The following is a 24,709-nucleotide window of genomic DNA, read 5'->3' as shown; positions in this document are numbered from 1 at the left end:
ACAAATACCAAGCAGTGGTTAGATGCTTTTCCTATTATGAAACAATTAAGAACTGATTTAACAGAAGAAACATACATAGAGTTACTTCAAGATATGAATAAAGATGGATACAAGCTATTCGCAATGTACGTTGAAGATGAAATAGTTTCATTAGTTGGATTAAGTTGGAGAATTAACTTTTATAATAAGCGTCATATTTTCATTTATGATTTAGTAACTGATGTGTCTCAACGGTCATTTGGTTATGGAGAGAAATTGTTAAAGTACATACATGATTGGGCTATTGAAAATGGGGCAGAGTATGTAGCTTTAGAGTCAGGTTTACAAAGAAGTGATGCACACCGATTTTATGAAGATAGATTAGAATATGACAAATGGTGTTATTCCTTTAGGAAAACATTGTAATTCGATTTTAAACTATAATTTTTTACTCAACTGACGTGTGCTTTAGTGAAATAACAGTAATGCTTTTCTTATTGAACTAACGAAGCGGGTTAGTTGAAGAGTGTTGTTTAACTTGTGTTCAACAATCGGGCCAGATTGCGAAAGATCGCAATTAAATGATAGAGGCTGGATTAACGGGAAAGCAGGTGCGTTTTATGAAGGCATTTAAAAAACAATCGAATTCCTAAATAGAATGAAAGTCTTCGACATATGGGGGGATAGAAACGAGGGCTTATCCGATGATGACAAAGAATACATAGGCAGAAAAACAACTCAAAATCCTTATGGTCTTATAGGATTGATAATGGGTGGAATTGCGTTCACATTTTGAGACCGATATGGCTTTATTCCTGTTATTACTCTTATCTTTTGCATAGTTACCTTTTTTACTTTTGACAAAGAAAAAGAAGATAATCCTTGGCCATTTTACGTAGGTATAATACTTTCACTGGTCGGATTATATCTGTTTATTACTAGACATGCTCATAATCTAATACTTTTTCTTAAAAGGCTTCTCCGACATGTAACACCTGTAAGACTTGCCTTCCTCATTTCAATATAATGTCAGCTAATTGTGCGTTAACAACTTATTAAACAAACGGCGCAGTTTAGTTCAACAAGAAAATATGATAGGATTAATTTATATAAAATTCGAAAAGGTGTTTCAACTTTGAATACTTTAACAATTAAAGAACTTAAATTTCGTAATGAGATTATTGAAGCATTCCCAATTATGAAGCAGTTACGAACTCATCTTGATGAAAGTACTTATATTGAATTAGTACTGGAAGCACAAGAAGTAGATAGATATAAAATGTTGGCTTTATTTGAAGATGATAAAATTGTGGCGGTTACTGGGTTTAAGCCAATGACAACACTATATTATGGAAGATTTGTTTGGGTTTGTGACTTGGTTACGGACATTAATATACGATCAAAAGGATACGGTGAAAAATTACTTACATATGTTCATGAATGGGCAAAAGAAAATAAGTATGAAAGTGTTGCCCTATCCTCAGGGTTACAGCGTACAGATGCACACCGTTTTTATGAAGATAGGATGAATTATGACAAAGTAAGTTATGTGTTTAAAACATCTTTAAAATAAGTACGATATTCAAATAACGGGTGCGTTTCTACAACAAGTAGAGGCGGATTTTTACTAACTGGCAGTTTAGTCTAAGAAGATAACTTCAATTAGGGGTTAAGCACCCTTTTCTTCTTCAACTAAAGGGGCAGTTTAGTTCAATAAAGAAATATTGTTAAAGGATGGTTATGTATGGATAAGGTACAACAATATTGGAATGATTTTTGTGTAGCAAATCAAAAGGAAGGGACCGAATATAAAGATGCATTTCAATTTGGGGCTTCGGCTGATTGGTTAGCTGATTTAGTTGTTGAGGGAAAAAAGACAGCGACAACTTCAGGTTTTGTATTTTACGAGTTAGAAAAAGAAGCTATACCTCAAGCTGGTGAATATTATATTGTTCTAAGTGGTGAGGAAGAACCAGTCGCAGTCATTCAAATTCAATCTGTTGAAGTTGTTCCGATGAATGAGGTAACAAAAGAATTCGCTTTAGCAGAAGGTGAAGGGGATTATCGGTTTTGGTGGGATGCACATGAAAAGTTCTTTACCGAATTATTAAAAGAATACGATAAAGAATTCTCACCAAATATGTTAGTTGTATGCGAACGGTTTAAAAAAGTATATCCAAAATAAAGTAGTTAAATTACTTTAGAGTCTTTGGGTAGATTAGTTCATATTAGGACAGCTATTCAACTAACGGGTACTTTAGTCGAACAACAGGGGCTTCTTAGAAAGCTTTTTTTCTTATTGAACTAACGGGGCAGGTTAATTGAAGAGTGTTGTTTAACTTATGTTCAACAATCGGTCCATTATCTGGAAAAACGTATTGTGTAAATGATGAGGATTTGAAATAATTGTATTAAGTTAACGGGCAGGATCATTAATAAAGGTTTTTTAGAGAATTCAGAATTGAAAGAGGGTTGTTATGGCAGTTGTATTAGTAAGTATTTGTGCGACATTAATTATTTTTATGACAGTTTTCAAACTAAACACAGTGTTTAGGATAGTCTACAAAAAAGGAGAAATAAATACTAGCAAGTTATAGTATTAGCTACCTCTTCAATAGCTGTAGGTTTAATAATTTCTATATCCCTATATTTTGGATACCAAAGATTTTGGCACTTTTTATCTAATTATTGAACGTTTATCTTCAACAAAAGGGCGCGATTGTTAAATAGCGTCGCTGTTCTTCTTAAACTAACGGGTGCGTTACTGAAAGAAGGAATAAAAATATAAGAAACTAAAATTAGATGTAATATCGAGATTGTCCAGACTAAATAGTTTGGACTTTTTTGATTCTTTCGGTTGAAACCTCTATTATAGAAGGAACATAATAAATCGGAAGAGGTGGTAAGTATGGCGAAAATAATACCATTCAAAACTAGACAGCAATTAGAAACAGAAAAGGCAGTTAAAGTAATGCGTGAGTGGGAAGCCCACTTAGAATGGGTTGAAGAAAATTGGCACCATGTAGTAGATAGTGAAACGAAGGAAGAACAGAATTTACAGCAAGAGGAAATTGAATGGTTGAATGAATGGGTAGCTGATGAAAATTGATTAACATAGAAATTGATCTAGAAAAGCTGGTAGATGCTCATCTGTTTTCTGAAGGTAAAGCTCTTTCAGCAAGGAATACGATTGTAACCCACCTTTTATACGAGGAAGAATTTCCGAAGATAAGCTTAGGGAGTAAGTGGCTGTTAAGCTCTGAATGATAGGATTCCGCATAGACGATTCCGGCAAAATGGTCGCCCGCTTGCGTCTGGACGAGTTCTCGCCTCTTCCGGTGAATATAACGTTTGATTTTACCTTCTTCCATATCCAGTATTTTCTTTTTGAATCCATCGAAGTGAAAATGTTCGTTTGAATGAAGTCGACTGATCATTTTTTCTTCAAATCCCTCAATTGTTATCAGAAAAGGAGGGTATTGAGCCGCTGCGCATGATGATTGTCATTTTTCTCCCATTCCTATGTATCATACTGCCTGACGAGTTCGACAAATTCAGCTATAGCGTCCGATGGTTCCATGAGTTGTTGTGTCACTAGGTATTCATAAAATAGTGAAGTCGCTGAAGTTAATTTTCCTTCGTCGTCTTCCACCTTGACATGGCCCTGCTCGTACTCATTAAAGTGCAGCGCAGTTTTATGGTGCACCTAACCCCATCCTGATAAAACGTATCAAGTCTCTTCTCATTTTCCTCTTTTACCGACAAATCCGTGATAAACAAAAATGTATCCTTATCATCTTTCTCCAAAAACCATTCCACTTCCCGATCCAAACCGGAAACGGAATTGTACCGCACTTTGACCTGTTTTCCAAAAGTAATCTTTGCTAAAATACCACATCCAACACCATCTAAATCATTATGGGACAATAATTTATACATATCCTACACTCCTCGAAAAACAGTATGGTCAAATTTTGTGGGGCATGACCACAGTCACCGACCAATAGCCTTAAAAAATCGGGACAACTAATTTTGAATTTATGAAAAAACTGTTTGATTCTATCGTGTCAAAATGCAATCGGGAGACCCGATGAACATTATGATTCTAAACAAGCTTTTAATCGTCGATTCCACCACAATTACTGTAAGAAAATCCCGCCTCCATTGGGCATTCTATCATGGCGAACGCTCGGGCGTTAAGTTGCAAATCAGTTATTCTTCGGAAAGTGAAATGCCCCTTATGCGTCATTAACTTAATGGGAGTGTGAAGTGACCACCCTTTGCAGAAATTTCTGAAGTTTCTTTAAAATATGTTGACTATGCAATAAATATGGTTTATTGTATTATTCAGATAAGTAATACTTATTGCGTTTGAAAGTTGGTGTTGAAAACCGGGTTATTGAAAGCGATTCCTTTACGTGATTTCCACTTATTACGTAGTGAGGATAGGGGGGATTTACCTTTAAGAAAAATAGAACCGAGCAATTAGTCTCTGAGTTAGGGAGAAAAATAGCAATTGGTGAGATTATTCCTGGTGAGATATTGCCAAAAGTAGAAGATTTGAGTGAAATATATGGTGTAAGCCGTACTGTGGTTCGCGAATCTCTTAAAAGTTTATCAGCCATGGGACTCATAAAGTCAAATCAAAGAGCAGGTACGGCGGTACTACCACGTTCGGATTGGCAATTTTGGGATATTGATGTATTAACTTGGGTCCTTGAAGACGAGAACAATACGGATTTAATATTGCATTTAACAGAAGTTAGATTAGGTCTTGAGCCTGTTGCTGCTGGACTGGCAGCAAAAAGGGCAACAGATCAAGATTTATACAATCTAACAAACGCGTTTCAAAGGCTTGAACAATCAATTGGTGATGAAAAAGCTTGGGCGAGTGCAGACTTTGATTTTCATGAAAGTATCTTGCAAGCTTCCTACAACCATATCATGATGAATACCATTCGAGTGTTACGTAAAGCACTTATCATCAGTCGTGAAAAAACAATACAGGTAGCTAAGGAATATCCAGAATCGCCTTATGACACGCCGACAATTGAAGTTCTAGATCGGCATCGATTGATTTATGATGCGATCATGGCTCGAGATGAGCAATTAGCGAGAGAAAAAATGGAAGATTTAATTCTGCGCGTAAAAAGGATTTTAGAAAACATATACAATAGTCATTCTTATAATTAAGATTTATTATTCAATAAAAAAACGATACGGAGAGGGGAAATAAAGATGGGATTACAAATTGTAAGATTTGAAAAAGGCAATGAAGAAAGATGGGGAGTTGTAGAAGGGGATCAAATTCTTGTTTTAAAAGATTCTTATGGCACACTAGCGGATTTTTTAGAAGAAGGAGTAGAAGAAGCAAGAAACTTAAAAGAACAAGGAACGGGTGAATCTGTTTCATTAAATGATGTAACCCTTTTAAGCCCTGTCACGAAGCCAGCAAGAATTGTGTGTCAAGGTGCCAATTATTCTACACACCGTGCTGAATCAGGACTTGAAGCATCCAGACCTCCATTTAACATGATCTTTAGTAAAGCAGATAGTTCATTATGTGGTGCATACACAGAGATTGTTCGTCCGTCTCATGTTCAACTATTAGACTATGAAATCGAACTAGGATTAGTGATTGGAACAGAGATTTCGAATGCAGTTGAAGTAACAGACGAAAATCTTCATCAATATGTAGCCGGACTTGTTATTTTTGATGATGTGTCTGCTCGTGATGTACAACTGTTGGAAGGACAATGGCTAAAAGGGAAAAGCTACCGTACATTTGGACCGACTGGACCTTACCTCTATTTACTAGATAAAGAAGAAACACCACTCATTCACGATCTAGAATTAAAACTGTGGGTAAATGATGAGTTACGCCAATCTACAAACACTAGCCAACTAATCTTTAAACCTGCAGAAACCTTAACGGAATTATCCGAGATTATGGATTTATCAAAAGGTGATCTGGTCATTACGGGTACTACTGGCGGAGTTGCCTTACATCTAACTCCTGAGCAACTTGGAAAAGTTGCTAATTTTACTGTGTCTAATCAAGAGAAAAGCAATATCCTACTCGAAAGCCAACTGAAGATTAAAAATTATCTTCAAGACGGCGATGTGATTCGTCTGCAAATCAAAAGTACAGATGGAACGATTGACCTGGGTGAACAAGTAAACAAAGTGGTACCAAGTAAAGTTACAGTTTCATAATCAGGGATTGGATGCTTAAAGTTGGAATTTACTTATCAATTAAGTAAATTCCAACGCATTGATTCCCGGCTCACTAAAATAGAATCGATATAAAACCATAAATGTATGCGCTTTCACAGAGGCGTTTTTAAAAAATAGATGAATGGGAGGATGAAGTATGAAGCAAAAGAATGTGGATGTTGCGATTGTTGGTTATGGTCCAGTTTCGAAGCTATTAGCTACGTTACTTGGGCAAAAAGGATGGAAAGTAAGTGTTCATGAAAAGTACCCAGAAACCTATCCACTCCCAAGAGCCATACATTTTGATGATGAAATTGCTCGAATTTTACAATCGATCATACCTTCAAGTGAAATCGAGAGAAATACTGTTGTGGCGACAGATTATTATGAGTGGGTGAATGCTAACCAACAAACGCTTTTGCAAATTGATTGGAGCCAATATGGAGTTTCTGGATGGCCTGGACATATGTTATTTAGTCAACCGGAAATCGAAGCATTAATGGATACTGCATGCCGCAATAACGAAATGGTCAGCGTGAATTATGGCAGTGAGGCCGTTGGTTTGACGGAATTCGATGACCATGTCGAGTTGGTCGTAAAAGATCAAGATGGAGAGGAAACGACCATAAATGCTCAATATGTTGTCGGTTGTGATGGTGCCAATAGTTTTGTTCGGGAAAATATGGCGCATACCATTACCAATCTTGGTTTTGTTTCTGACTTTCTAGTAGTGGATATCATTCCAAAAGTAGAAAGAGTATGGTCACCCATGAATTTGCAAATATGTGATCCAGCACGCCCTACTACAGTTGCTTCAGGTGGACCTGGCAGAAGACGCTGGGAATTCATGGCTCTTCCTGGTGAAAAAAAGGAAGACCTAAACAAAGAAGAAGTGGCCTGGCGTTTATTAGAACCGTGGGATTTAAATCCGGAAAATTCTATATTGGAACGACATGCTGTTTATACCTTTAAGGCGCAATGGGTAGATGAATGGAGAAAAGGAAGGTTGATATTAGCTGGTGACGCAGCGCACTTAACTCCGCCATTCATGGGACAAGGTTTGTGTTCGGGGCTACGTGATTCAAAGAATTTAGCTTGGAAGCTTGATCTGATTTTAAGTGGAAAAGCGGATGACTCTATTCTGGAAGAATATACGAAAGAGCGTAAACCACATAACCAAGAGGTTGTTGAAGCTGCTTTGTTTCTAGGAAAGGTGATATGCGTTTCGGATCCAGTAGAAGCTGAAAAAAGGGATGCAGCGTTCTTATCTGGAGATATGCCTCCAATGCCTGATTTTCCAATTCTAACGGAGGGTATTTTATACCAACCAGAAGAACGTAGAAGTGACAATTTGGCCGGGGAGCTATCTTTTCAAAGCCAGGTGAAATATCAAGGAAAGACGGGATTGTTTGATGATATCGTAGGTCATCAGGGATGGACGATCATCAGTACAGTTGCAAATCCAAGGAAGGCTTTAAACCAAGAACAAATTAATTTTATGGAAAAAATCGGTGCAGAATTTATTGAGATTTCGGATAATGAAACAACGGAGTCGAATGCAATCATTGATATCGAAGGGAAATATGGTCAGTTTTTTAAAGAAAAGGGAGTAGAAGCTGTACTTGTACGACCTGATTTTTATATTTTCGGAAGTACTTCTTCTGTTGAAAATTTATCGGAACTTGTGGAAGATTTATCCCTAAAACTGAAAAATTTTATGAGTACAGCAGCTGCTATTTAGGTTAAACCTAAATAGAAATGCAGCTACTGTTTCATAGGGCATGAACCTCAAAAATTCATTATTGATTGGCTTCGCGGGCTAATCGATAACGATAAGGACATGAACTAGCTTGGGTAAGCTATAGCCTATAGTAGCATGATTTTAGGAAAAATGTTAGAAAACAACTTTCGTAGAACTTTATAAATAAATATTAAAATCATTTAGGAGGAAAATAGGATGTCAAAATTAAAAGTCTTTCGATTAGCGTATGCCGATTTCTATTCTCAGGAGCCAGAAGTTTTAACGGAATACTATACGAATACGATGGGTTATCGTATTACAGATGGTGTAGACGGTATAACGTATTTGAGTAACGGACTCGACCACCATAATATCGTGATTACACCATCAAATCAAACAGGAATGAATCGTTATGGTTATCAATTAGATGGTCAATTGAGCTTGGAGGAAGTCCAACATCAATTACATGTACAAGGTATAGAATCTACCTTAAAAGTAGACGTAAAACCGGGTATTTCAGAATTCATCGAATTACAGGATCCAGCAGGAAACACCCTCGAATTATTTATAGAGATGGAGCAACCAGCGCCTGGTTATAGTTCATCAGGGATTGTTCCATTTAAATTAGGACATATTGCCTTCTATGCAGATAATTATGCAAAGACATTACAATTTTATCAAGAAGTTTTAGGATTTACATTTACAGATAAAATTGGTGAGGAATTTGCTAACTTTTTAACATGTAATCTTGATCATCATGTTCTCAATATCGTGGCATCCAATGAGACACGCCTGCATCATATTGCTTTCCAATTAAAAGATGCCAGTCATCAATATGCGAGTTCGGATATATTGGCGAAGCATGGCCGATCAATCCTTTGGGGTCCATCCCGTCATACAGCTGGTCATAATATTGCCACTTATCATCATGATCCAGATCAAAATGTGATTGAATTGTATACGGATTTGGATGTGCTTATTCCAGAGTTGGGTATTTTCGAGCCTCGTCCATGGCATGAGGAATTACCAGTTAGACCAAAGACATGGGAATCCCTAAGTGCTTGGGGAACAGAGTTCGAAGTAGATTTGGCTAAAGTATAAAAACATAGGAATGGTTCTTATGTTTGTAAAGCAATAAACGTGCGGTGTCAGGCATTCCGAAACGACATTTTTGGTGTGCCTGACACCCTTGTGATGAATAAATAAAAGTTAGTTGCACTGTTGAACTATTTTCCAAAAGACATTATTCACCATTAGCAGTCATATGTGCTAATCAGAGGAAAGACTGATAAATAGTTAAACCATTTAATTAATAGTTTGAGAGGGGTTATTACATTTGAAAAAGCAATTCGTTTTCCTTACATTTTGTTTATTATTTTTGATTGGACTTCTAGCGGGTTGTAGCGGGGGAACGAACCAATCTGTATCCTCCGAATCATCTGTGGGAACTGAAAATGAATTAAAAGCGTCCGCAAAAACGAAAGAGACCAACGATGAGGCCGCTAGTTCTATGGGAGAAAACGATATAGATAAGGAAAGTAACGCAGATTTCAAAGTAACTCTACTTGGAACTGGATCGCCTCTATTATCAATGGAGCGTTTTAGTAATTCAACCTTAGTTGAAGTTGGTGGAGAAAAATTGCTCTTTGATGTGGGGAGGGGCTCGACGCTTCGACTGAATGCAATGGGTGTTTCTCCAGGAATGATTGACAAGTTGTTTGTTACGCATTTACATCACGATCATATAATGGGATTTGACGATTTATTAATTACTGGCGCTGCTGTACCTGATCCTAGAGGGAATAGAGAAAATAATCTTCAGGTTTGGGGACCTAAAGGAACAGAGGATTGGGTCAATCACACCATCTCTTCATATAAGGCTGATATAGACGTAAGAAATAGAGTTGAAGGCGCTACAATAGAAGCAACTGTAAATGAGTTTGAAGAAGGCGTCGTATATGAGAATGACGGTGTGGAAGTGATTGCTTTTGAAGTAGATCATGGTCCTATGGAACCGGCATTTGGATTTAGAATTAATTATAATGGTCATTCGGTTGTGATCTCTGGGGACACTACATTTAGTGAGAACTTAATCAAATACGCTAGTGGAACCGATTTGCTCATCCATGAAGTTGTTGTGGTTAAACGTGAAGGGGAAGACTACAAATCAGAAGCGATTAAAAATATCGAGGCCTATCATACAACACCAGAGCAGGCTGGAGAGGTATTTAAACAAGTACAACCAAAACTTGCTGCTTACACCCATCTTGCTCTTCTAGTTTCAGAAGAAGATGCGCAACTAGTCGAAAGAACTAAAAAAATCTTTGATGGCGAAATAGTTGTTGGAGAAGATTTAATGGCTTTTGAAATTGGCGATGAGATAAAAATAATAAAACCGAAGAAATAAGAAAAAAATCTTAGTTTTAAAATGTACTACGTGATGTTTTGTTAAAAGGGGAAGTTATTTTAAAACATAGTATCTTATTTTACCAGGAGGAATACAAATGACAAAGAAATCTAAAAGAATAATTAGTGCGTCTATTACAGGGTCAATCCATATACCAACAATGTCAGAGTATCTACCAATCACACCTGATGAAATCGCTCAAAATGCAATTGATGCAGCTAATGCTGGTGCTGCTAGTGTGCATATCCATGCAAGAAACCCTGAAAGTGGTAAACCGTCATCCGACCTGAACTTATATAGAAAAATTATTGAGAAAATTAGAGCGGTGAATAAAGACGTTATCATCTGTATAACAACCGGCGGCGGATTGGGAATGACAATTGAACAAAGAGGTGCTGTAATTCCTGAATTTAAACCTGAACTTGCTTCCATGAATTGTGGTTCGATCAACTGGGGTCTATTCCCTTTAGGTGAGCGTTATAAAAAATTTAAATTTGATTGGGAAAGAGAATACCTAGAAAGTACGAAGGGTCAAGTATTCACCAACAATTTCGAAGATATCGAAGGTTTGTTGAAAATCTTTAGAGATAATGGCACAAAACCTGAATTAGAATGCTATGATGTTGGTCACATATACAATGTTAAATTTATGCAAAAAAATGGATTGCTTGAAGGGAAACCGTTCCTACAATTTGTTATGGGCATTAATGGTGCGATTGCTGCTAATGAATACGAACTAATGAATATGAAACAAACAGCCGATCGTTTATTCGGTGAAAATGGCTATGAATGGTCTGCATTCGGTGCAGGAAGACAAGAGTTCCCGATTTGTACACAAAACTTGTTTTTAGGTGGACATGTGCGTGTAGGTATGGAAGATAACTTATACTTGAGTAAAGGAGTCAAAGCGAAAAATAATGCTGAATTAGTAGAAAAAATGGTCCGTATCATGAAAGAATTCGACTATGAACCAATGACACCTGATGAAGCAAGAGAAAATTTAGGGCTTAAACAATCGGTTGTTACTATATAAAAATGTAAATCATTTATAGTTTGGGGTACCAATTGATCAGAAGTTAATGAGTAACCTCTTTTAAATACAAAATATTAATATAAATTTGTATAGGTAAAAAGATTATTATCTATATATGTTGAACAAATGAATACCTATATTAACTGAGCGAAGGCGCCCTACAAGGGGTAGCCGAAGCCCTAAGACTGGTGGCGAAGCTGCTTGGCTTAGGGCGGGAGGCATCCCCGAGCGCCGTAGCGGATTTGAAAGGAATTTTTATTTCAACTTGTATAGTGACAATACTTGACCTAATGGATTTAACTACTAATAGGGCGCTATAATAATGTGGATGATGCACCTCGTGAAATTCTAAAAGCAATGCTACAGGTGGAAATCGTAGAGCCTTCGCGGAAACGACAAGCTTCGCTTCACTTTCACCAGGCGGTACAACAATGATACTGAAGCCTTCAACTACAGTTTTACTTTGTATCGGTGGTGGACAAGGCATTGCGTTTATTTTGGAGAATGTAGCAAACGAATAAGATAGAAAATAAAGAGAGTTAGAGAAAACGGAAGGTGATTTAAATGGGGGCACAATTGGAAAACAATACGGTTACATTAACAATTGAAAATAATGTTGGGATTATCACATTAAATCGACCAGAAGTAGGAAATGCGTTAGATGCTCAAATGGCAAAAGAGTTGATGGACGTTTCGATTTTTTGCTCAGAAAGTGAAGAAATCCGTGCTGTTGTTCTTACGGGAGCGGGAAAGAGTTTCTCATTTGGCGGAGATTTAAAAAGTTTTGCGGAAAAAGGTGAAGCGATTAGCGCACATCTGAAAAGTGTGACAGCGTATTTACATCAATCCATATCCAGTTTGGTTCGAATGAATAAACCGTTAATTGGTGCCGTAAACGGAGTGGCGGCCGGTGCAGGAATGAGTATGGCATGTGCGTGTGATCTGACATATGCTTCCGAGAAATCAAAATTTGTAACGGCTTACAATCAAGTCGGTTTAACACCGGACGGGTCCATAAGTTATTTTCTACCACGTCTTGTTGGAGTAAAGCGTTCCATAGAGTTAATGTATACAAATCGGGCGTTAGATGCACAAGAGGCGAATGAATTGGGAATTGTCAATAAGGTAGTTGCAGAAGAAGATCTCATGCCAGTTGTCCTTGAGTTGGCTGAAAAGTTGGCGAGAGGGCCGATTCAGGCTTATGGGGCAACGAAAGAATTACTCTATCATTCCTTACAGGAAACATTGGAGTCTCAAATGAGTAAAGAGTCTTTAGCGATAGCTAATAGAGCAAAAAGCGATGAGGGGAAAGAAGGAATCTCCTCATTCCTAGAAAAACGCCAAGCGGACTTTCTCAAATACGCGACGGTCATCTAATGTTTTGGAAACATAGAGAGAAATTCAATGCACTTTTAGAACAATTTGAGATGAGCAAGCGATGACGAAGAAAAAAATGCCTGCAAAGGTGTTTTTTTCTTTGCCTTAAAATAAAGGAGAAGGACGGTGAAGTGCCTAATTGGGAAGAGATTCAGAAAGAGTGTGAAATAACAAAAATAACGCTTTCGGCATTAGCTAAATAGTATAATGTGAAACTTGGAACGTCGAAGAGTGGAAAAAAGCGGTGAAGCGTGGGTTAGAGGTCCGTCCAAGAAAGGTGCAACTAAAAAGAAAAAGGATGCATCTATATTTCAATATGGTGTCTCCGACTTTAGCTCTTTACTTTTGATTAATACTTTTGAAATAACAAATATGCTGGGAACATACCAAAGAGTGTTGTTTAACTTGTGTTCAACAATCGGGCCAAATCGTTGAAGAAAGAAGGAATTTTAAAAATTGATTGAAACAGTGGAAACAAGTTGGTGTTATAGATGTTACAAAACCCTGTTCATTATTCTGTGTCCAATAACTTAATAAAACCTATCTTTATGTTACAAGGTAGATTTTAATATCTTCATTAGAACGGAAGCAGCACGTAACATTATTTGTTCAGGTGCAGAGCCGATTGCAATAACCTGCCATCAGAGCATTTGCTGGTAGTTTTTTTATGGTTGTATTTTAACGTCTGTTTGATATGGTGGTGGAAGGATGGTTATGGAGGAAATTATGACAAACATCAAAGAATTAGCTGGGCTTTTAGTTCTGGGCTTATTTTTCAGCCTTTTCACTTGGATAATGATCGATTCTTATCTGAATGAGTACGATTTAGCTTCAATTCGATCAGCAGAAGCGACAGTCATTGAAAAAACAGCAAGCAAAGGGTTATTCACCCCTCCTACCTATTTTGTTTGGGTCGAACTTGCCGGCGGAGAAGAGATTAAATATCGCAACCGTGTTTCCAAAAGTCAGATAGAGAACATTGAAATTGGCGATACGATTAATGGTTATTTGACAGGTGCTACAACATTTTCGACACTGCGCGATATACTCATTGATGGCCTCTATTACTTGATTGCTATTTTTGTTTTTGGGTTTATGGCTTTCTGTATACTCGTGGCCTTTTTCTTATCCATTCCTGCATTGGAGCGCTTAGAAGAGAAGATATCTTCTGAGCGATTTGAAAAAAGGAAAAGAATGAGGAAAAAGAAACGAAAGAAAAAAGTAGATTCGAGACAAAGGGCTTGGAGAAATGCAGGTATTGTCATTGCAATTTTTCTATTCATTGCCAAAAGTTTTGTAGTAAACCTGATACGAACAGTGCAGCCATTCGGAAAGACAAAAACGGAAGCTACAGTCGTTGACCGATTCGAGTATACGACCTATCGGAAATACGAAGACTCAATTCGGGAATTAACCATCTCTTATAAAGATCATACGGGCAGAACGATTGAAATGGCCAAAGACGTAACGCGACACACCTATCCGCAATATGGCATAGGAGACAAACTACCGATTAGCTATCGAAATGCCGATTCGTATGATGTGTTTGTTCGAGGGAATTCTATATGGGATTACCTTCTGTTATTTACATACTGGGAATTGTCTGTTTATATTGGTATGATTGCTGTGAGTGCATTCTCTATTTGGGTTTTTCTTGATGATCATAAAGGCAAAAAAAGGTTTTGGCAAAAGTTTAAAAGGAAGGGCGATAAAAAGTAAGGTAGGCAAATGGATAGGATGCGGACATGCTGGTTTAGCCATGCATGTCTTTTTTGAATATTGCATACCTGTGCAAGAAACTTTTATGACAGTTTAAAAAAATGCGATTTGTTTTTAGCGTAGTGGATAGTCAACATTTGCAAGTATATTTACCTAAATATGTAAGTTTTTGGAGGCGGGTTCGACTCCCACCGTCTCCATACCTAGAAATCATATGACTTCAAACAGTGTAAAAATTCTTGGTAATCAAGGGTTTTTACTTTTCCTTAATTCATCGAGTTTCATCTAATCGTTTTCAACATTTTACCTTAGATTCTACATTGATATATCGAAACGCTAACAGCAAAACAGTCAGCGTTTTCTTTTTACAACATAATATCAATTATGTTGTATTTTTGAGTTTTATTAGATATGATTCAGGCTATTATGCAACATAGTTTATGAAATGAATTCGATAATTAATGCAACATAATTTATAGGAGATGATGTTTCGATGGGGTATTTCCAAGAGTATTTAGCTTCTAGCAATTTAAGTGAAAATACCATCAAAGGATACACTCAATCCGTTAATGGATATTTAAAATGGTTCGATGAATCAAAAGGTGTTTCATTCACTAAGTTGCACCGTATACGAGAATATATATCCTATAAGCATTGAGTTACAAAGAAGGGCTATAGAAACGACGATAAATAAAAAAGGAAACCCAATAGTCAGAGATATATATATTTAGCTCCTCTGAAAAAGGCTGACATCAAAAGGTCACCTTTAAGTGAACTTTGAAATCAGCCTTTTTTTGTATAATATCTAAGGACCGCATAGCCTTTCCAAACCTATTACTGAGTATTATTATTTTTTCTTTTTTATTTGATTTTTATTATTTTTAATTTCCTCATCGATTGAGGAAATTTCTTTGTTGAGGAATGCTTCTTCCTTTTTTACAGTAGCTGCTGAAATTGGTGCAGAACTTTTACTTTCCTTACTGAGAGAAACTGTTAGTGTCCCGCTTTCCTCGTCCTTTTTATTGACAGCTGATTCTGGTTTGTTTTTCTCTCCTTGTACAGCGAGGGAGCCTGTCTGTTTTTGGCGTGTTTCTTCCTTTTTGACCTCTGCCATTATGCTATCGATATCGGGATTGCCTTCCACGATTAAAATATTTGGGCTTACTGTAATATCTTCAGCGTGGCCAACTGTGTCTTGGTTAACTAGTTTCCCTGCTGCGATTGCCGAAGGAACAGAACGCTCAATCCGAGCTTCTTCTTTTCTAATGGTATCCTGTACCTGTTTTGTTTCTTGAATTTTTCTCTTTCCTATAATTACCTCTTCAACAATTACAGCTCTTTTCGTTACCTCTATTCTTTCTTCCATAATGGGGATTCGAATAATTTCATCCTCTCCAAACGGGCTGCCATCAAACTTTCCATCTATGACAGGACGTCGCTCTACATATACTTCTTCTCGAAATAGTGGAACATGAACGGTTCTCTGTTCTTCCACTACTTCTTTACGGAGCTGTAATTCTCCAACTTGGACATTCTCTTTTGTAATTTCAAGCTGTTCTTCATGGAGTCGGACTGCTCTTGAGTTTTCAGTTTCATATTGTGTTTTATAGACAGGACTGTCGTAAGTTGTATTCGTATCAACCAGCAACATTATTTTCCCCTTATTTATTTCCTCTTCGCACTGTTTTGCTGTATATTTTGGCAGGCCCCTTTCAATTAGCCTGCTGGACAGGGTATTATCCTGTGTGCGGCCCATTCCTGCTGACAACATGGAAAAATAGCTGTTCATCATAACACCTGCTATAGTACTCACTTGTTGATCTGCTTCTACCATGACTCCGGTGCGGGAAGTGACTAATGGAATGGCACTTTTATTTTCTGCTACCACCATGATATCTGTATCACGATGCCCCTGACGTTTCAATCCTTCAATTGCATACAAGACTTCTTCATCTGAATTAAAGCTCCCAACAATTCGTTTTTCCATATTTATCATCCTTCCAAAATATACTACATATGAAAAGTAATAACATTCACATGTAGTATATATCTACCCGAGAGATCTTCACTTGAAACAACTAAAAAATGAATAGATTAATAATTTACAATATTTAGCCGGAAATACGCTCATTTCTATAACTAAACTTGAAATAAAAAAACGGTTAGTATTTCTATTGTATAAAAGATTCGGGTTAGTAAATTAAATTATAAGTAGAGAGGGGGGAGTTTCTGTACCCTATAAGTTCACCTATTCTTTTATATTGTAGTAGTGTCAAAACCTTAAGTATTGACACCGTTTTGGAATGTAGTAATATCAAGGTACCAAGCGGTGTCATAACTAATAATCATAAGTAGACCGCGAAAAAAGGGGTAAATACATATGAAATATGGTTATGGTCGCGTAAGTACAGCATCACAAGATTTAGAGTTACAGCTGCAGACATTGGAAAGTGAAGGTTGTGACAAAATCTATTCCGAAAAATTCACTGGAACTAAAGCGGATCGCCCCCAATTTGTAGAGTTACTTTCATTGCTGAAAAAAGGGGATACATTGGTAGTTACGAAGCTAGACCGTTTTGCAAGATCGGCAGAAGATGGGGTAAATCTAATCAAAGAATTGCTTTTAAAAGGAATCAAGGTTCACATATTAAATATGGGACTTGTAGAAGATACATCAATGGGTAGATTAATTTTAAGAATGTTATCAGCCATTGCGGAATTTGACAGGGATATGATAGTTGAACGATTAGCAGAGGGGAAAGCAATTGCGAAGCAGAATCCTGATTTTCGTGAAGGTAGACCGAAGAAATTCACTAAAAAGCAAGTAGCACACGCTTTACAGCTATTAGAAAAAAATTCCTATACGCAAGTGGAAGAAATTACAGGGATTTCTAAAAGCACACTAATCCGTGCCAAAAGAGAAGTAACTAAAGGGTTGCTTTAGTTTAAGTAATGGCTGCCTTTCATGGTAGCTTTTTCTTATTGCGTAATGGAGTTAACTACTTCCGTGAACGTCACTTTACGGTATATTGGCATCACACAGGATGATATGGGGGTGACTATTTTGGTTAAGAATTTACCTTTGTACATTTTTGATGGGGTGATTAAATTATGGACAAAAATGAAATATTGGCCAAAAGTAGAAAAGAAAATAAATATATGGATGAAAGGGAAGGGAATGTAGATAGTGAATCTGGATTAATTGGCTTTACAGGGATTACAATCCTAATTATTTTATATATCATTTTTAAAGTGACAAACAATCAACCAGTCACTGATATTCTTTCAATTTTAACTGCTCATTTAACCATTATCTCTATTTACAAATATCGTTGTATTCCAGAAAAAAATTCTATTTAACATCAGGGATTATTTATGGATTAATAACAATCGGTTTAATTATATTCTATATCATCGAGGTATTGTGATTATGAATGAAGAATTAATCCTTAAAAATAATTTGAAAGTTACAAGAGCTCAAAAAAACTTATCACAAATAGAGTTAGCAAAATTAGTTGGTGTGTCTCGACAAACGATTAGTTCAATTGAAACAGGTCAATTTAATCCAACTGCAAAATTAGCATTGATTTTATGTATCGCATTGGATAAAAAATTTGAAGAACTTTTCTATTTTGAATGATTTAATAGGCGTATTCGAGTTTCATTTCGAATACGCCTAATAAATTTTAAAAACTCAACATTTAAGCATAATAGAGCCTTGAATTAAAAGGGAAGAATACTTCCGTGAACAGGACTTACGTTAACTAGTGGTGTATATTGGACATATGGAAGAATACAATCAAACTGATCTATTTGTGTGAGAGCTGTTCAGCAATCGGGTGCGAAAAACGAACAATAATTATGCTTCAATCGAGCCAATCAGTGAGGTTCTATATTTAAATATAAAGGAGATGTCACGAATGAATAAAAACGAATGTCCTGAATGTCACGGTACTGAATTTGGTGAAGGTACCGATTTTATAGCAGTTAGACCATTAGACAAGAAGATATCACTAGGATCTAATAAGATATTTACCTTCTGCTTAAATTGTGGAGAGGTTGTTTCTACAAGGATTGAAAATCCTGATAAGTTTCGAAAATAGTTTTTGAATCTCTCCGTTTTGCTTGTCAATCGGGTGCGATTGTTTAAGATCCGGCTGCCTTTCAAAAGGGGTTAAAAAAGCAATTGAAATTTATGTGTAAAATCATTACCAGGGCGATCCAAATGAATTTTTATTTAAAAGCAGAAAAGGGGTTAATCAACCGATTGGCAGGGTGCAAGCGTGGCAAATTATGAGTGACGCAGCAGAAGAATTAGGACTTGAAAATATCGGGACACAAAAACGTTTGGTTATCATCAAATCAAAAGAGGGACGAATATTACGCTTTTGATGAAAATGTTCAATCACAGTTCCGAGAGCGTCACTTTACGGTATATTGGCATCACACAGGACGATATGGACGCTGCTGTTCAAGCCCTAGACCTTTAACTTGAGCTTGACCCTCTAAAGGGTCTGTAGGCCAGTTAAGCACGGTGGAAAATCATATCTACATTATCATGTTCCCCCAAATCTTAAAACCCATCATGTTATTAAATTTTAAAAGATTATAATGAAAGTATGGTGGATTTAATGTTTAATTTCGATGAAAGATATCATTTACATGTAGGTTATTATGATAACAATTGTGATTATGAAGGGGTTTTCTTCAAGGTAAGGGATCAAAATACTTGGTGTTTATTTTTTGAAAATGATTTTTATCATATAACTCTTTCAGAAAGCTCATACCCATCAACTAGTAAGTTTGGAACACTTGTTGGTAAGTATGATTTAAATGAAGAAGAGATGACTGATCAAAAAGGCAGATTATATTTAAAACTTTTTTTAGAAAAAGAAAATATAATATAATTTCTTTTAAAAAACCGAGAATAATTGTATTCTCGGTTTTTTATTATTCCCTCGTTGGAGAACCTTTGGCTATTAGAAGACATATTACTTTATGCATCTATGTCTTCCTGGTTGGGTGCTTTAGTTTAACAATTAGCTGCCTTTATAGGGCGAACTTTTCTTATTGCGTAATGAAGTTAACTACTTCCGTGAACCGGCGTTATGTTAACCTGGTGTGTATAAAATATGCAAGCCCGTTCAGAAATCGAATTCCTTCTTGAACTAACGAAGCAGATTAGTTCAAGAAGAAAATGTTTGTTTTTTGTAGGTTCAGAATGGTAATTTGTTTAGACTGAAGAATAGATATTAATGAAGGTCATAAATTCTAATTTGGATAGGTGAAAAAAATGATTTCAATCGATAGAAAACTAAGATTACGAGATTTAGAAGTTTTTCGTTTCTTTAAAGATAATAAATTGCTGGCTTATGTCATTATTGAAGATACTAGAGGACCCTTTACAGAAGAAGATAAGAAGTTAGAGCCACTTTGTTTTTTAGACGACGAAGATATAAATGTAATTGTTAATGTATTTAGAATTTATCTCCTATCAGATGAACCTTTAGAAAAAGAGGATTCGATTATGTTAAGACATTTTTTTGGAGAATTAGTTGACATTAGTTCTGTTACAAACTATATTACTCAAGAATTTATACAAAAAGACTTGTATGAACATGTGGTTGATTCTTGGGATGTTAAAAATTATCAAAGAATGTTAGATATAGTTGGTTCAAAGTATAAAATCCAATCAATTGATGAAAAAAATTGGTTAAATTTATCTCAAGAATAATGTCAATTTAGTTGAAGCATGGGTTGCTTAGGCAACTCTTTTTTCTTATTGAACTAACGGGGCAGGTTAGTTCAATAAGTGTTTCAATTTTTATAACAAAAATAGAGTTCAAAATGATATGATTAAACAAGAACTTAAACAGGGATTTAGTGGTGGAGAAGGAAAATGTTGAAAATACCGAGAGTTATCTTATCGGCTATTGTTATTGCATTAGCAGGTTAATGAGGTGAAAAAGTGTTAAGACATTTTTGGTTCTTTTTATATATGTTAGTTAGTCTATCGGTAATGCACTTTGTTTTTTCTTTATTTAGTAACGGGGTATTGGAAATAGTCACCATTTCATTTTTAATTACATTTTCCATGTGGTTACTTGAGTTGTTTGAACAGAAAAAACGCAATAGATAGGTTGAATACTTTTAATATCTTAATTATTAAACTAACGGGTGCTTTAGTTTAAGTATTAGCTGCCTTTCATGGTAGCTTTTCTTATTGAGTAATGAAGTTAACTACTTCCGTGAACTGGCGTTATGTTAACTAGGTTTGTATAACGTATTCATTAAAAAGATCATTAAATCTTGTCTTCCAATATAAGAAAATATAACTTCAAGGTCCATTAAATCTTTATAGATTCTATGAAAAGAGAACTAGGCCCTGTATCTGAAGTTTTGGTGCTAGCCAAGTTCTCTTTATGATTAAAGAAGTTTAATTGGTGTATATTGAACATCAAAGAAAGATATGAAATAATTTTTTTAACTATTTAGGAGGGATTTAAATGACATTACTTTCAGAGATTTTTGAATACAATAAACAGTTCGTTGAAAATAAGGAATATGAAAAATACGAAACGACTAAATTTCCTAATAAAAAAATGGTTATTCTCACATGTATGGATACTCGACTTGTTGAATTATTGCCGCAAGCGATGAACATTAAAAATGGCGATGTAAAGCTTATCAAAAATGCGGGGGCGATCGTTTCACACCCATTTGGAAGTGTGATGAGGAGTATACTAGTTGCGATTTATGAACTTGGAGCAAAGGAAGTTGCCATCGTTGGACATCATGGTTGTGGGATGAAAGGTCTAGAACCTGATTCTTTCTTAGAAAAATGTGAACAAGCCGGATTAGATAAAGAAATCATAAACACCTTAACTAACGCAGGTATTGATATCAAAAGTTGGTTAACAGGATTTCAAATGGTTGAAGAAAGCGTCGAACAAAGCGTTAAGATGGTCAAAAATCATCCGATGTTCCCGAAGGATATTAGTGTTCATGGACTTGTCATCTGCCCGGAAACAGGAAAATTAGATATAGTAGTAGATGGATATGAGCGCTAATTAGTTGAAGGTAGGGTTTTTCTTATATCCTGTTATTTGGCTCATACTACGGATAAGAACAAAACAGTTACGAAGTTTAATGATAATATGTTAAATTAACTTCCCACATCGGGCGTTATGTTAACTTGCTGTGTATGGCATAAACAAACTCGTTCAGCAATCGTATTCCTTCTTAAAATAACTGACAGAACACTTTGATAATTCTTTAATTTTTGTGGTAAAATTTGACTAAGGAGTGCTTTAGTTTAAGAATCGGCTGCCTTTACATGGCAGCTTTTTTAGATATTGCTGGTCTAGGGGTGGAATTTATGAGTGAAAGAAAGAAAGGTTATTTGGAATTAGTTATTGTTGTAATTCTTTTTTTGGCTATAGTATTTTATTTCAATTTGCCGAAAGAAACTATAGAGATATTCGGGGTGGTTGTTATTTTTACTCTTATAGTTTTCGAAGTGTTCTTTTGGCGGAAATGGTAGTTCTGTGAACGGCTATCACGATTTTAGAGCGTATATGGTGCCCCAACCATGCTGATATTTGGTGTTATGTTAACCTGTTGTGTATGGGCTATACAAAATTGTTTAGCGATCAATTCGAAGGTTTGCGGATGGAGATAATCGAGTTTCTTGCTAAACTTGTGTTCAACAATCGGGCCAGATTGCGAAAGTAAGGGAAGTGAAGTTGTATGAAGTTTTTTAAGACGATGAATAAAAAAGAATCACTTAACTGGAAAAAGGGAGCTATTCTTGGTTTTTATACTTATATGCTAATAGCAGCTATAAACTATTTTTATTATTTATCAACGAATAATGGCTTTTTTTCTCCGAGTATTATTTTTTGGAGTGGTCTATTAGTTGCTTTTGCGTATGATTTTATTTTAAATCTTAAAGACAAATCCGATAGAAAAAAACTAGATAATTGAATTTTGCTTTTCCAGAATCGGGCGCTTTAGTTGAACAATCGGCTGCCCTGTAAAGGCAGCCAATTTCTCTTTAGAATTCGTTTTGAGAGATTTTGAGGTGATTTGCTCAGTTTTATACTATTGATTTTTAATTGGAGGTGAAATTGATGATGAAAACTAATATTTTAATATTTGGAAGTACAATTTTAGCTACAATATTAGGAGCATTTGGACAGGGGATTTCTTATTTTTTGAATGAAAATATTGCGAAAACATACCCTATATACTATTTAACTGCCTTAACAATAATAAGTATTTTCTTGTATTTAGTTGCACTTGTATTATCGTATATATCTTTTAAAAAGCAAAAAATTGAAAAAGACGAATTTCGTGTATATACCCTTGTTATTTGTGCTGTAGGTCTACTGACTTCCCTTTGGTCATTATTTGTTTTAGCTATGTGGTGGGGATAGTAGATCGAGTTAAAACGACTGATTTTCCGTTAGAAGGACTGAAAGAAAAAGAAAATGAAAAAGAGATAAAACAGCAGCGGAAGCGAAGAAGAGGAGGTATCCGATTGTTAAAAGAACATATTAAAGGATTAAGTATTATTTCATCTTTATTAACAATCGCAGGATTAGTTTTGATGTTTTCGAGTATTTCATTTGGAACTTCTCTAGGATCTTCTTGGCTTCTTAACCAAGAAGATGGTATCGCTGATACTAGCGAATACGACATGGTTGTTGAAACTTATAAAAACAACTTTGTAATTGCTGGAAGCATACTCTTTGGTGCAGGTCTACTAACAGCTATACTTACTTATTTCACATCCCTACTCTTCGGAAAAAAAGAGAACAACAATATCGTCTAACAATAACAGCTAGAATAATCCCTATTGTTTATTCAAGAAAAGGGCGCTTTAGTTTATGAATCGGCTGCCTTTACATGGCATTATCATTTACTTTATATATATTTGTAGCTGGCACCAAACTGGCACTTCCGTGCATGTGATGATCACCCTATAATTTCAATACTCTATAATACTACTATCTTTTAATAAATGAATGTATCGCCAAAACGAATGTAATCAACGGCAATATAAACCAAAGTGAATCTCTTTCAAAAAAATGCGAAATATCATTTATTAAAACCACATTTACGCCGATATACATGAACATAAAAAAAGAACTTACGAGCAAAATAGCCTCCGCAGTATTGATAGTTTTTTTCTTTTCCATTACTCACACACCCTCTACGTAAGTTAAAAACATTTGAGATTCTTACTATAAAAATAGCATTTTCAGTAAACATGTGCAATAATATTCAGTTAAATAAAAAAATATGAATAGTTACGTTCTAGTAAAATATTTTTTAACCCAAAACCTTATCGCTCTGAGACTGAACAGTCTACGCTGCGTTAGTAGTATACGCGGTTATGCTTGTGCTGTAGGGCGACCAAGGGGCTGATATGGTTACCTTATTTTACTAACGGGTGCTTAGTTTAAGAATCGGCTGCCTTTACAGGGCAGCCGATTCTTATTGAAATAGAGCCAAATACTTCCGTGAACTGGCGTTATGTTAACCTCGTGTGCATGGCGTATACAAGATTGATCTCATTTAGCGAATCTAATTTCTTGTTCAACTAACGACGCAGGTTAGTTCAATAAGATTCCAATATCAGGTACAATTTTATCAAGATATTAAAGTAAAAGAAATACAAATATTGTCTTAGGGGGGAATTATGAATTTTAACAAAGCTGGATTATGTATAATATGCTTATTGTTGTTGTGTTTGGTCGGTTGTTCATCTTCCTATGATGAAATTACAAGTTATAAAAAATCAGGAATAAATGAAGATTTTCCTGTTCCTGCTAATGCTGAATCAAGCGAAGCACAATTTGACAATCCTTATATAAAAAAGGGTGAAAAATATAGCTTGAAAAATATTGGAGGAGAACAAGGACTTTATCCACCCAGTGATTATTTTGAAGAAATTAATATTTGGGGTTGGGAAGAGTTGAAAGAAGAACAAATGGGGCAAGCCCACTTTTTTAGAAAAGGAAATACTATTATCTCTATTGTTATTAAAGAGGATTATTTTGAATTATATGAAATGAAGGAAGACTTTCCATTAAACTAATTAAACAGTCCATTTTCTTCTTTCGCTAACGGGTACTTCGTATTATAAGGTTAACCAGTTTTTACTGGTTGACCTTATTTTTATAGGATTTAATATATCAGTAGCCATGGTAGGACGTACGGGTGCGTGGGA

Annotated in this window: 25 protein-coding genes and 2 pseudogenes; 25 read left to right on the top strand and 2 right to left on the bottom strand. The window is 35.7% G+C overall.

Translation table 11 applies throughout. The features are described 5' to 3' along the window. Positions 1-33 precede the first annotated feature (33 nt). From AC1TO4_RS18885 to AC1TO4_RS18870, 4 genes are all read left to right on the top strand, one after another. A complete protein-coding gene (locus AC1TO4_RS18885) occupies positions 34-405 on the top strand; it encodes a GNAT family N-acetyltransferase (protein WP_482106569.1) in 372 nt (123 codons plus the stop codon). Between the two features lie 709 nt (positions 406-1,114). Further along, positions 1,115-1,552 carry a GNAT family N-acetyltransferase gene (locus tag AC1TO4_RS18880; protein ID WP_482106567.1) on the top strand — a complete coding sequence of 146 codons (438 nt, stop codon included), beginning with the start codon at positions 1,115-1,117 and terminating at the stop codon, positions 1,550-1,552. 171 nt (positions 1,553-1,723) lie between these two features. Next, positions 1,724-2,164, top strand: a complete 441-nt coding sequence (locus tag AC1TO4_RS18875; RefSeq protein WP_482106566.1) for an ASCH domain-containing protein — start codon at positions 1,724-1,726, stop codon at positions 2,162-2,164. 723 nt (positions 2,165-2,887) lie between these two features. Further along, a complete protein-coding gene (locus AC1TO4_RS18870; RefSeq protein ID WP_482106565.1) occupies positions 2,888-3,088 on the top strand; it encodes a hypothetical protein in 201 nt (66 codons plus the stop codon). 133 nt (positions 3,089-3,221) lie between these two features. Here AC1TO4_RS18870 and AC1TO4_RS18865 read toward each other — a convergent pair. Further along, a pseudogene (locus AC1TO4_RS18865) lies at positions 3,222-3,918 on the bottom strand (oligoribonuclease); the annotation flags it as partial. Between the two features lie 549 nt (positions 3,919-4,467). Here AC1TO4_RS18865 and AC1TO4_RS18860 point away from each other — a divergent pair. From AC1TO4_RS18860 to AC1TO4_RS18815, 10 genes and pseudogenes are all read left to right on the top strand, one after another. Continuing rightward, positions 4,468-4,632: pseudogene (locus tag AC1TO4_RS18860) on the top strand (FadR/GntR family transcriptional regulator); the annotation flags it as partial. 93 nt (positions 4,633-4,725) lie between these two features. Next, positions 4,726-5,172, top strand: coding sequence for a FadR/GntR family transcriptional regulator (locus AC1TO4_RS18855; protein WP_482106568.1), 447 nt, complete (start codon positions 4,726-4,728; stop codon positions 5,170-5,172). 45 nt (positions 5,173-5,217) lie between these two features. After that, the gene (locus AC1TO4_RS18850) at positions 5,218-6,195 is read left to right on the top strand and encodes a fumarylacetoacetate hydrolase family protein (protein ID WP_482106564.1); all 978 of its coding nucleotides are present in this window, start codon (positions 5,218-5,220) and stop codon (positions 6,193-6,195) included. Positions 6,196-6,352: 157 nt separating this feature from the next. Continuing rightward, positions 6,353-7,936: a bifunctional 3-(3-hydroxy-phenyl)propionate/3-hydroxycinnamic acid hydroxylase MhpA gene (gene mhpA, locus AC1TO4_RS18845; protein WP_482106563.1), complete on the top strand. Its 1,584-nt coding sequence runs from the start codon at positions 6,353-6,355 to the stop codon at positions 7,934-7,936. Between the two features lie 216 nt (positions 7,937-8,152). Beyond that, complete coding sequence (locus AC1TO4_RS18840) at positions 8,153-9,037, top strand: VOC family protein (protein ID WP_482106562.1); 885 nt, start codon at positions 8,153-8,155, stop codon at positions 9,035-9,037. Between the two features lie 235 nt (positions 9,038-9,272). Then, positions 9,273-10,343: an MBL fold metallo-hydrolase gene (locus AC1TO4_RS18835; RefSeq protein WP_482106561.1), complete on the top strand. Its 1,071-nt coding sequence runs from the start codon at positions 9,273-9,275 to the stop codon at positions 10,341-10,343. Between the two features lie 97 nt (positions 10,344-10,440). Beyond that, a complete protein-coding gene (locus tag AC1TO4_RS18830; protein WP_482106560.1) occupies positions 10,441-11,376 on the top strand; it encodes a beta-keto acid cleavage family enzyme in 936 nt (311 codons plus the stop codon). Between the two features lie 564 nt (positions 11,377-11,940). After that, the gene (locus tag AC1TO4_RS18825) at positions 11,941-12,753 is read left to right on the top strand and encodes an enoyl-CoA hydratase/isomerase family protein (RefSeq protein WP_482106559.1); all 813 of its coding nucleotides are present in this window, start codon (positions 11,941-11,943) and stop codon (positions 12,751-12,753) included. A gap of 726 nt (positions 12,754-13,479) precedes the next feature. Beyond that, positions 13,480-14,472: a hypothetical protein gene (locus AC1TO4_RS18820; protein WP_482106558.1), complete on the top strand. Its 993-nt coding sequence runs from the start codon at positions 13,480-13,482 to the stop codon at positions 14,470-14,472. Positions 14,473-14,965: 493 nt separating this feature from the next. Next, the gene (locus AC1TO4_RS18815; RefSeq protein WP_482106557.1) at positions 14,966-15,130 is read left to right on the top strand and encodes a site-specific integrase; all 165 of its coding nucleotides are present in this window, start codon (positions 14,966-14,968) and stop codon (positions 15,128-15,130) included. A 189-nt stretch (positions 15,131-15,319) separates the two neighbouring features. Here AC1TO4_RS18815 and AC1TO4_RS18810 read toward each other — a convergent pair whose 3' ends face one another. Next, positions 15,320-16,459, bottom strand: coding sequence for a YsnF/AvaK domain-containing protein (locus AC1TO4_RS18810; RefSeq protein WP_482106556.1), 1,140 nt, complete (start codon positions 16,457-16,459; stop codon positions 15,320-15,322). Between the two features lie 393 nt (positions 16,460-16,852). On the opposite strand from AC1TO4_RS18810, the gene AC1TO4_RS18805 reads away from it, so the two are divergent. From AC1TO4_RS18805 to AC1TO4_RS18755, 11 genes are all read left to right on the top strand, one after another. Then, positions 16,853-17,416, top strand: a complete 564-nt coding sequence (locus AC1TO4_RS18805; protein WP_482106555.1) for a recombinase family protein — start codon at positions 16,853-16,855, stop codon at positions 17,414-17,416. Positions 17,417-17,583: 167 nt separating this feature from the next. Beyond that, the gene (locus AC1TO4_RS18800) at positions 17,584-17,832 is read left to right on the top strand and encodes a DUF6442 family protein (protein WP_482106554.1); all 249 of its coding nucleotides are present in this window, start codon (positions 17,584-17,586) and stop codon (positions 17,830-17,832) included. 70 nt (positions 17,833-17,902) lie between these two features. Continuing rightward, a complete protein-coding gene (locus AC1TO4_RS18795; protein WP_482106553.1) occupies positions 17,903-18,112 on the top strand; it encodes a helix-turn-helix transcriptional regulator in 210 nt (69 codons plus the stop codon). A 280-nt stretch (positions 18,113-18,392) separates the two neighbouring features. Further along, the gene (locus AC1TO4_RS18790) at positions 18,393-18,575 is read left to right on the top strand and encodes a hypothetical protein (RefSeq protein ID WP_482106552.1); all 183 of its coding nucleotides are present in this window, start codon (positions 18,393-18,395) and stop codon (positions 18,573-18,575) included. Between the two features lie 528 nt (positions 18,576-19,103). Further along, positions 19,104-19,379 (top strand): DUF3986 family protein, encoded by a 276-nt coding sequence (locus AC1TO4_RS18785; RefSeq protein WP_482106551.1) that lies wholly within the window; start codon positions 19,104-19,106, stop codon positions 19,377-19,379. A 386-nt stretch (positions 19,380-19,765) separates the two neighbouring features. Next, positions 19,766-20,206: a terpene synthase gene (locus AC1TO4_RS18780; protein ID WP_482106550.1), complete on the top strand. Its 441-nt coding sequence runs from the start codon at positions 19,766-19,768 to the stop codon at positions 20,204-20,206. A 772-nt stretch (positions 20,207-20,978) separates the two neighbouring features. Then, the gene (locus AC1TO4_RS18775) at positions 20,979-21,542 is read left to right on the top strand and encodes a beta-class carbonic anhydrase (RefSeq protein ID WP_482106549.1); all 564 of its coding nucleotides are present in this window, start codon (positions 20,979-20,981) and stop codon (positions 21,540-21,542) included. Positions 21,543-22,221: 679 nt separating this feature from the next. After that, positions 22,222-22,458 carry a hypothetical protein gene (locus AC1TO4_RS18770; RefSeq protein ID WP_482106548.1) on the top strand — a complete coding sequence of 79 codons (237 nt, stop codon included), beginning with the start codon at positions 22,222-22,224 and terminating at the stop codon, positions 22,456-22,458. A gap of 146 nt (positions 22,459-22,604) precedes the next feature. Continuing rightward, positions 22,605-22,910, top strand: a complete 306-nt coding sequence (locus AC1TO4_RS18765; protein WP_482106547.1) for a hypothetical protein — start codon at positions 22,605-22,607, stop codon at positions 22,908-22,910. A 104-nt stretch (positions 22,911-23,014) separates the two neighbouring features. Beyond that, positions 23,015-23,308 carry a hypothetical protein gene (locus tag AC1TO4_RS18760; RefSeq protein ID WP_482106546.1) on the top strand — a complete coding sequence of 98 codons (294 nt, stop codon included), beginning with the start codon at positions 23,015-23,017 and terminating at the stop codon, positions 23,306-23,308. Between the two features lie 870 nt (positions 23,309-24,178). Further along, on the top strand, positions 24,179-24,577 hold the full coding sequence (locus tag AC1TO4_RS18755) for a hypothetical protein (protein WP_482106545.1): 399 nt from the start codon (positions 24,179-24,181) through the stop codon (positions 24,575-24,577). Positions 24,578-24,709: the final 132 nt, after the last annotated feature.

This window comes from Sporosarcina sp. Y838, from assembly GCF_056786515.1.
The sequence above is the reverse complement of the archived record's forward strand: the minus strand, read 5'-3'. Positions and strand labels throughout refer to the sequence as shown.

Bases quoted from the DNA above. Each gene is read 5' to 3' on its own strand.
- AC1TO4_RS18875 (WP_482106566.1), top strand. From the start codon at position 1,724: ATGGATAAGGTACAACAATATTGGAATGATTTTTGTGTAGCAAATCAA.
- AC1TO4_RS18870 (WP_482106565.1), top strand. From the start codon at position 2,888: ATGGCGAAAATAATACCATTCAAAACTAGACAGCAATTAGAAACAGAA.
- AC1TO4_RS18850 (WP_482106564.1), top strand. From the start codon at position 5,218: ATGGGATTACAAATTGTAAGATTTGAAAAAGGCAATGAAGAAAGATGG.
- mhpA (WP_482106563.1), top strand. From the start codon at position 6,353: ATGAAGCAAAAGAATGTGGATGTTGCGATTGTTGGTTATGGTCCAGTT.
- AC1TO4_RS18840 (WP_482106562.1), top strand. From the start codon at position 8,153: ATGTCAAAATTAAAAGTCTTTCGATTAGCGTATGCCGATTTCTATTCT.
- AC1TO4_RS18830 (WP_482106560.1), top strand. From the start codon at position 10,441: ATGACAAAGAAATCTAAAAGAATAATTAGTGCGTCTATTACAGGGTCA.
- AC1TO4_RS18825 (WP_482106559.1), top strand. From the start codon at position 11,941: ATGGGGGCACAATTGGAAAACAATACGGTTACATTAACAATTGAAAAT.
- AC1TO4_RS18820 (WP_482106558.1), top strand. From the start codon at position 13,480: ATGACAAACATCAAAGAATTAGCTGGGCTTTTAGTTCTGGGCTTATTT.
- AC1TO4_RS18815 (WP_482106557.1), top strand. From the start codon at position 14,966: ATGGGGTATTTCCAAGAGTATTTAGCTTCTAGCAATTTAAGTGAAAAT.
- AC1TO4_RS18810 (WP_482106556.1), bottom strand. From the start codon at position 16,459: ATGGAAAAACGAATTGTTGGGAGCTTTAATTCAGATGAAGAAGTCTTG.
- AC1TO4_RS18805 (WP_482106555.1), top strand. From the start codon at position 16,853: ATGAAATATGGTTATGGTCGCGTAAGTACAGCATCACAAGATTTAGAG.
- AC1TO4_RS18800 (WP_482106554.1), top strand. From the start codon at position 17,584: ATGGACAAAAATGAAATATTGGCCAAAAGTAGAAAAGAAAATAAATAT.
- AC1TO4_RS18795 (WP_482106553.1), top strand. From the start codon at position 17,903: ATGAATGAAGAATTAATCCTTAAAAATAATTTGAAAGTTACAAGAGCT.
- AC1TO4_RS18790 (WP_482106552.1), top strand. From the start codon at position 18,393: ATGAATAAAAACGAATGTCCTGAATGTCACGGTACTGAATTTGGTGAA.
- AC1TO4_RS18785 (WP_482106551.1), top strand. From the start codon at position 19,104: ATGTTTAATTTCGATGAAAGATATCATTTACATGTAGGTTATTATGAT.
- AC1TO4_RS18780 (WP_482106550.1), top strand. From the start codon at position 19,766: ATGATTTCAATCGATAGAAAACTAAGATTACGAGATTTAGAAGTTTTT.
- AC1TO4_RS18775 (WP_482106549.1), top strand. From the start codon at position 20,979: ATGACATTACTTTCAGAGATTTTTGAATACAATAAACAGTTCGTTGAA.
- AC1TO4_RS18770 (WP_482106548.1), top strand. From the start codon at position 22,222: ATGAAGTTTTTTAAGACGATGAATAAAAAAGAATCACTTAACTGGAAA.
- AC1TO4_RS18765 (WP_482106547.1), top strand. From the start codon at position 22,605: ATGATGAAAACTAATATTTTAATATTTGGAAGTACAATTTTAGCTACA.
- AC1TO4_RS18755 (WP_482106545.1), top strand. From the start codon at position 24,179: ATGAATTTTAACAAAGCTGGATTATGTATAATATGCTTATTGTTGTTG.